This window comes from Paenibacillus sp. AR247 (assembly GCF_002968895.1).
GTDB classification, from domain to species: Bacteria; Bacillota; Bacilli; order Paenibacillales; family Paenibacillaceae; genus Paenibacillus_AQ; species Paenibacillus_AQ favisporus.
This window is the reverse complement of record NZ_PCZT01000020.1, coordinates 56,459-64,413: the sequence shown is the minus strand read 5'-3', so window position 1 is coordinate 64,413 and position 7,955 is coordinate 56,459. Positions and strand designations below refer to the sequence as shown.

6 protein-coding genes and 1 pseudogene are annotated in these 7,955 nt (G+C 53.0%); all 7 read right to left on the bottom strand.

All coding sequences use genetic code 11. From position 1 onward, the window contains the following. On the bottom strand, positions 1-422 hold a 422-nt coding region (locus tag CPT76_RS27425), incomplete at its 3' end, for a cohesin domain-containing protein (RefSeq protein WP_146116449.1). Positions 423-426: 4 nt separating this feature from the next. Continuing rightward, positions 427-660, bottom strand: a complete 234-nt coding sequence (locus CPT76_RS40645) for a dockerin type I repeat-containing protein (protein WP_258168845.1) — start codon at positions 658-660, stop codon at positions 427-429. Next, positions 644-2,995, bottom strand: coding sequence for a X2-like carbohydrate binding domain-containing protein (locus tag CPT76_RS40640; protein ID WP_258168844.1), 2,352 nt, complete (start codon positions 2,993-2,995; stop codon positions 644-646). Before CPT76_RS40640 ends, CPT76_RS40645 begins: the two co-directional genes overlap by 17 nt. Before the next feature lie 181 nt (positions 2,996-3,176). Beyond that, positions 3,177-4,286, bottom strand: a complete 1,110-nt coding sequence (locus CPT76_RS27410; RefSeq protein WP_105445144.1) for a response regulator — start codon at positions 4,284-4,286, stop codon at positions 3,177-3,179. Further along, a complete protein-coding gene (locus tag CPT76_RS27405; protein WP_258168876.1) occupies positions 4,264-5,712 on the bottom strand; it encodes an ATP-binding protein in 1,449 nt (482 codons plus the stop codon). Before CPT76_RS27405 ends, CPT76_RS27410 begins: the two co-directional genes overlap by 23 nt. Then, a complete protein-coding gene (locus tag CPT76_RS27400) occupies positions 5,640-7,376 on the bottom strand; it encodes a sensor histidine kinase (RefSeq protein ID WP_105445142.1) in 1,737 nt (578 codons plus the stop codon). The genes CPT76_RS27405 and CPT76_RS27400 overlap by 73 nt, the downstream gene beginning before the upstream one ends. A gap of 395 nt (positions 7,377-7,771) precedes the next feature. Then, a pseudogene (locus tag CPT76_RS37875) lies at positions 7,772-7,955 on the bottom strand (MarR family transcriptional regulator); the annotation flags it as partial.

The following is a 7,955-nucleotide window of genomic DNA, read 5'->3' as shown; positions in this document are numbered from 1 at the left end:
ACAGTCAGGTCTAAATCACCAGGCTCTGCAGAATCCTTGATTTTAAAATGAAGGGTGAACACTTTTGCATCTTCATCGAAAACCGGATTATCAACCAAATTAGCTCTTACATTGGCGACCCCTGTAATGGAAATATCCTTATCGAACGTATCGTTTTGACTGGCACCCAATTCATTTGTAACTTCGTTCCCAGGCACCAGTTCGAGCGAGGCAGCATCGAATCCGATTGAAATATCGTATTGGTTGATCATATCCTCCGGTGTCAAAAACACCGAAACGTCCACAGACTCTCCGGGATCCCCCTCTTCGCTGCTTACTCTCATCGAATTTGACGCTGTATCCGATTCGGCATAGCCCATCGTTCCGAAAGGCAAAAGCATAACAGCCACCAGCATTGTCGAAATCCATTTTTTCCAACGCATAGAATCACCCCTTTCCTACAGAGACGGCAAGAATCGCTTTGACATCCTCATCGTCCCATTTTCCGTCGCCGTTCATGTCGAGCGCCTGCAATTGCTCCGGCGTGAGCGTAATTTTGCCTTTGATATATTTGCTTAACAGAAGCGCGTCCGCAGCTGTCACTTTACCGTCGCCATCCGCGTCTCCCAAGACAAACGCCGTGTAATACGCGGCATACGTCACATCAGCCGTCACTGTCATCAGCCGTCACTGTCGAAGCCGCTACCTCTTGACCGCTAAGCTTCGTAATGCCACCATCACTGCTCCAACCTGCAAAATGGTACCCCTCATCAGGCGTAACCGTTGGCACCGATGCCGGATGCCCGCCGATCTCTACCTGCTCGCTCGTGTGGCTAATCGTGCCGTGATCTCCAGGCGCATAACTCACCGTCGCAATCTGAGGTGTCGAATCGCTGATCGCAATCGCCAGCGTCTGTGATGCTCCCGAACTGAACGCGAAGGTTAACGTTGTCGTCCCGACCGGTTGTGCTGCCAGATACTCTTTCACGAGCTTCACCGTATTTCCGCTGACTGTGTAATCCCCGCCCGGGATCAGGGGCGACCCTTGATTGCTGATGAATTTCAGCGTATTTCCATTTAGCGACATTGTAATGTCCACATCGGTATGATCCACAGATAAAGGATTCTTATCGAAACTCGCATTCGCCTTATCAAGGCTGGAGTCTTTCCTGATGTTCTCGTCGGCGACCGCTACATCCGCCCACTTGACGATTTTACCCGCGCTATCCAACTGCACAACGAAGAGATGATTCCCGCTTTCAACGGCAATGTCTTCATCCTTATTCAAGGTCAGCGTATATCCTAGCGAATCCGCATCGTCGCCAACCATCGGCCGGGAAATTTGCCCCGCGTCTCCAAGGATATACCGGAAGGCCGCGTTGTCATCGGGCAGATCTGTCGCTTTCGTTGTCCCCGTCTCGCTGCCCTTGGCCCAGCCCAAGCCCGTTAAATCCGGAGCCTCTACCGGCGTTGTAAGCTGTGCGCTCGCTTCCACCGAGAAGGAGCTCTCCCCATTATCGTTAACGGCCGTCACGACGAAGTAGTAGGCCTTTCCACCCTCAAGCCCCTGAACTTTATAATGGCCGGTCGTGCCATCTACCGTCGTGATCGGATCGGGGTCGTACACTCCGCTGGCGGTGCCTTGATAAATCTTGTAATTCGCAACCCCGCTCCCCAAATTCCAGCTAAGCTCCGCTTCCTTATTTCCTGCAACGGCTTGTAATCCTGTAGGGGCCGCGGGCGGCTCCCGACGCTCAGACACATAAATTTTCGAGACGTCGGACCAGGCTAGATACATTGCATTGTTCAATAAGGCAAAAGAAGTAACGTTACCGCGATTCGTGTCCGCCAGTCCCTGGTCCGCCGGGCTCCAATTCGTGCCATCGTATTCCTGGACCCGGAAATTCCACTGGTACCCTTGTGAATTCACATCGTTCCAAACGGCAACCAGCTTCTGATTGTATACAAATAAATTCGGAGCTTGTGATTGGACCCCCGCCGGTTTATCCAAATTCCCACTGCCGACAGGGCTCCAGGTACTTCCATCGAAGCTGCTTACCTTCAACTGAGCGGGATTGTTATCCCTCCATACCGCGTATAGCAGCCCGTTATAGGCTTGCAGAACCGGGCTTCCTGCCGATGTCGTCGTATTCGTAATCCCCGAGTTCCCCGATACGTTCGCCCAAGTGACCTTTCCTGCACCGTTGACCGTTCTTTTCATGACAGGAATATAAGAGTAATATGGGCTATCCACCATTTGCTCGCTCCAGGTTAAATAAAGATCGTCTTTATAGACTGCGAGCCGCGGCCCAAATGCCGTTCCGTTTGGAACGAACGTCATATCCACCGCTTCGTTGGTCCAGACGCTGCCGTCAAATTTTTTCACTTGAATTTTTCGGCCCGTACTCCCGTCCGAAGTACCTATCCAAGTCGCATATAAATCGCCATGATAAACGAGGAGCACCGGCATTTCACCTCTGCTACTGCCGCTTACCGGATCGTTTCCGCTTGTCGAAACCCATCCGCCTCCACAATTTTTCTTGGCCATAATCTGGTTCAACGGATACCCCCCCATGAGTGAGGTTTCAGCTTCCATCCAGATGGCGTACAAACAGCCCTGATATACTGCAAGCGAAGGACTGCTTGCACTGCTGCTCGACATAAAGTTCAGGCCACTCCCATCATCAGCCGCCGACCACTGACTGCCGTCCCACTTCATTACTCTTATTTCTGTTTCCTGCTGCATCTGGTTATTCATATATTCCTTTTGCTCTGACCATGCAGCATACAAATGGTCGTTCCAGATCGCGATGCTCGGGTCCCTCGAGTTGGGGTTCTCACTCGCCCCCGCATTGAGCCCACCCCCATCGATCGGCTCCCATACGACTCCCGGGGCGGCGGAAGCTTGTCCCGGCCCCACCAACAGTTGGAGAATCACCCCGGACAACATGATCAGGCTTATAACGACGGATATGACCGCCCTGCCAATGGTGTTGTTCCTCTTCTGTGCGTTCATTTCTGACCCCCTCTTTCTGAATTTGTAAAATACAGGATCTCATGGTCATGAGGTCTCCTGCTCTGCGCCCATTGTAACAAGCAGCTCTCAACATTTTCACAACATTACTCCCAAAAAACGACAAAAAACGGCCTCCAGACCCATGTCTGAAGACCGTTTTTCGACATTATTAGCGATTACTCTACCGTTCTAACCTTCGTCTAAACGCATCTGCTCCTTCATGACATGCACCCGGCGGACGCCAGCCTGACTCCCCAGCCTTGCTTAACACATCCGCCAGCAAATCATAATAGTGCCCTTGACTTGGCTCCACTTCGATCAGCTTCCAGAGGATCAGCATGCGGGATTCATCCGCTGCCCGGTCCAGGGCTGCAGTCATCGTTGACAACAGGGTAGTGCGAAGCTCGATCCGATAGGCGCTTGCCCAATCGTAATACTCCATCTCCAAATAGTCGCCGGCATATAGCTGAAGGATGTCCTTGATGCCAGCTCCAGCTCCTCCCTGCTCCAGTCCCCCAAGCAGATCTTCCAGATCGCTGCGAACAGACGACGCATCAATCCAGTACCGATCATCTCCGTACTTCACAACCGCTTCGTATCCAACCGACTTAAACAAGCTCCGCAAGTAATAGAGTGAGGTATGCAGCAGCTTTTGCCCCCGCTCCGCCGGATCATCCGGCCATAAATGCTCCAGGATGGCGTATTTGTAAACCGGCTGCCTCCGGTGATGCCAGAGAAATGCGAACAATTCCTTTGTTTTCTTGGTACGCCATGTCAACAGCCGGCCGTCCGGAGCATACAGTTCCATACTGCCCAGCACTTTGAGCGACAGTGCCGGCTTATCTTCCGCACGGCTTCCCGGCTCAGCTGCCGAACCGGCGGCACTCGGCGACCCAACGACAGAATCATCGCTGCGGTTTTTCTTTTTAGCTTGCCGATTCGCATAGCGGGACAATACCCTAACAAGCTTGTCCTCCGCAACGGGTTTCAGCAAATATCCGATGGCTTCGGTGTCATATGCATCGATCGCATATTGATCATGGGCTGTGACAAAGACGATTTCCGCGTCCGGACAGCTCGCAGCCAGCTCTCCTGCAGCATCGAGCCCGCTCACCCCAGGCATCTCGATATCCAGAAAGATTAAATCCGGCTGAAGGGCGCCGCATTGTGCCAGCGCTTCGCCAGCCAGTTGAAATCTGCCGACGACCTTCACCCCGCCAACCCTATTCAGCATAATATCCATGACGTCAAGCGCGATCTCCTCATCGTCAATCAGAATGGCTCTCCACATAACGCTCCTCCGTCAAAAAAATCGTTATTCTCGTTCCTTTGCCTGGTTCGCTGTGAATTTCCAGACTTCGCCCGTACCTCATTTGCAGCCGTCGGTTCACATTGCCGATGCCGATTCCTCCAGCCTTTCCTTGCTCCAGCAGTCTTACCGTATCTTCATCCATTCCGGCCCCGTCATCTTCGACGATGATTTCGACGCCTCTGTCGGCAGGGCGAATGATGATATCCACGGTCCCTCCCTCGGGCTTTTGCCCGATCCCGTGGCGGACGGCATTTTCGACAATAGGCTGAAGGGTGAGCGGGGGCAGGAGGCAGTGGGCATTCTCGTCGATCGTATAGCGTACGGCCAACCGTTGACCGAACCGAAGCTGCTCAATCGCCAGATAAGCGCGAACCAGCTCTAATTCCCGCTCCAGCGGAACTTCATCCCCGTGAAAAACGAACGTGAACTTGGCGCGCAGGTAGGTGGTTAAATGATGAATCGTTTCCCGCAGCTTCTCCACATTTTTATAGCTAAGCCCAACCAAGGCATTCAGGCTGTTGTACAGAAAATGCGGGGGAATTTGTGCCTGCAAGAAGTCCATCTCCCGGCGCACCGCGCGCTCCGACGAGCTTTTCATCGCCAGCAGTGACTGTGCCCGGGCCCGAAGCTCCGCCAGTTCAAAAGGCTTATGCAAAATGTCGTTGGCCCCCGCCGCAAAGGCGGCCAGAGTATCGCGCGTCTGCCCCGAGGCGGTCAGCATCAGTACCGGAAGCTCGGCCAGCCCGTGCAGAGAGCGGATTTCCCGGCAAATGTCGAGCCCCGATACGCCGGGCATCATCAAGTCGAGCAGCACCAGATCGGGTTTTCTTTGCCGAAGGGCCTCCATTGCCTCTGCCCCGCCGGCCGCCGTTGTATAGGCATGTCCCATGGAGCCAATCGCGTCCGTGGCCACCTTCAGGTTGGAGGGCTCATCGTCAACGATGAGAACATGGAACATCTCCTTCTGTCCGCTGGACATGGACTGGGGAGGCTGGTGAGGCTCCTGGTCGTCCCGTTGTACTGTGTATCTCCCTCTCCCGTACTCCGGGTACTGCCGATCCCCTGGATATGCTTGGGCTGTGGCGTTTTCTGCGGCCGCTGCCGCTTCATGCTCTCCGCTCCAGGCAATTGGCAATGTAAACGTGAACCGGGAGCCCCGGCCCACTTCGGATTCCACCTGCATCTGACCACCCTGCAGCTCGACCAGCTGCTTCGAAATGCTAAGTCCCAGCCCGATGCCATCACGCGAATGGGAGCCTTCCTCGTCATGTTGGAAGAACGGCTGAAACAAATCATCCATGACTTCTTCCGGGATCCCCCTCCCCGTATCGCTTACTGAAACAGCCAGCAGCTCCCCCGCCTTTCGGCCGAGATCGAGACGGTTCCCCTGTCGGTGTACTTTAATCCGTTCTCGAGCAGATTGTGCAAAATCTGCCGCAGCCGGTTCTCATCTGCCAGGACAAGGGGAAGCGCGGGAGGCAGCTCGTCTGCAAGCCGGACTCCATTCTTGATGGGCGCAATCGACAACGTTTCCATGACAAAGCGAGTCGATACGTACAGATCGACCGGCTTCGGCTGCACATCGAGCTGACCGTACCGAATCCGGTTCATATCAAGGATGTCATTAACCAGTCCGGCAAGCCGCCGCCCGATCAGATGCAGCAGCCTGATGTTCTCACGGTGCTCCGCTGCAAGCGGTGTCGTCTTGTTTTCCAGCAGCGTCTCCGACAAATTGATGATGCCGTGCAAGGGTGTACGCAGCTCATGCGATGTTTTTGCCAAAAATTCATCCTTTTGCCGGTCATGGACCAGCAGCTGCTGAGCCAAACGTTCACTCCGCAGGAAAGCTCCGCGAATCCGATCCGTCATGAGGAACGATTGCGACAGCACGACCAGCAGCAGCGTGACGATAATGTAATAGGGACTATCCAGCGCCAGCTGATAGCGGGTCTGGGCAAAGATCCAACTGATGATCAAAAAGAAAGCCCCGAGCAAAATATAATAAATCCGCACCCCATGATGGCGATTGCGAAAAATTGAGGTGAAAATGAAACCGAAAGCCACAACCTGCAATAAAACACCGGGCCACAACAGAACCAGCAGACGATCATTGGGGAGCAGGATGAGCAGAGCCAGATATACGTAGGAAACCCAGCGAAATCCCTTGAACCAGTGCCCGCTCCTGTCACTTAGATAAATGCGCACATAGTGAATGAAGAACAAAATGGCTAAGTACGGAAGGATGAACAACAGCTTCTGCAGCAAAAGATAGGATATGGAAGGAACCAGGTTCGCCATAACGATTTCGTTATCGATGCTGAAAAAGATCCCCAGCGCCCAACAGAACAAGCTGAAGAAAATCAGATACGGCTCCCGCCGCCACTGTCTAAACATGCCCGCAAAGTAGATACCAAAAACCAGAAGTGTCGTAATGACGATCACATCGGCCATACGGGCGTTGTCCCGGCGGGTCAGCACATCGGCTGTCCGTCCGAATTCAGGAGCCTGCACAAGTCCGCCTTGCACATTGTTGTAGCTCGCCACCTGGACGATAATTTCGATCGTTTGGTCCTTTACTTCAACTGTTCCGAAGAACGGAAAATTGCTGGGCACAAAGCCGGTGTCAGACAATGCGGTTTGTCCGGTACCGCCAAGCTCTTGCCCGTCCATGTAAATGTGGCTCGACATCCGAATCTTTTTAGCCCGAAGGCTGTAATCACCAAGGTCGCTTACCAGCATGCGCAGCCGATACGTTCCAGCACCGTACCCATCGTCCGATACTTTCCCCTTCCATCCTCCGGGAACCTGGAGAAAACGACGCTCCGTTCGCTGGTCCGACACCTGATCGGCGAAGTCCTGGGGCGTCAGCAGTTGGTCCTTGTAAAATTCCCATTCCCCTCGAAGCGGAATGATCCCCTGCTGTGAAAAGTCCCAGTCCCTGGCATCCAACACGCCGTCCCGCGCTTCCGGATAGTTAACATTTGGGTGAAGCCATTCATAGATAAAGATCGAGGTAGCGACGGTAAAAACGAGCACCATGGCGATCAGACCTGACAATTGCCTTTTCATAAGCTGTAATTCCTTCCTGTCGTAGGAGAAAAATAACCCTTTTATTTCCAATTTGGTTTGGTTAAGGTTATCATACCACGGCACTACGGTTTTGTTGTATATGTCCCGCGCCTTTGCTTGCGTTGCCAAAAGTATGCACTGTCCGGGATGGCACGACAAGGTATTATTTTATACAGAGTTAAATATTTGTTTAGTGTTCAGCAAAGTGATGAGAATGCCAATTATAGATTTACTTCTTCTTTGTATATAAACTTTGCACACAAATAGACCCAGCCCCCAAAGGCTGGGTTTTTAGTGATGGAAGCGATCCGTGGCGGCGCAAAGTATAATCCTCGGAAAATACTGATCGATACACCCAACGACAGCCACCCCATGCCAGCTTTGAACTACGCCATCTACCGCAGACGGGCCAGCTTCTCCAGAAAGTCTGCCACGATTTCCAGCGATGCCTCGTCGAAACTAGCCAACAGTTCCATCGCTTTATGATCCTTCTCCTCGTGAAAAACCCGGTGCAGCTCAGCCAGTTCGGTGCCAAGCGGTGTCACAGAGTAATAAATTTCTTTCAGGTTGTCCGGCAGC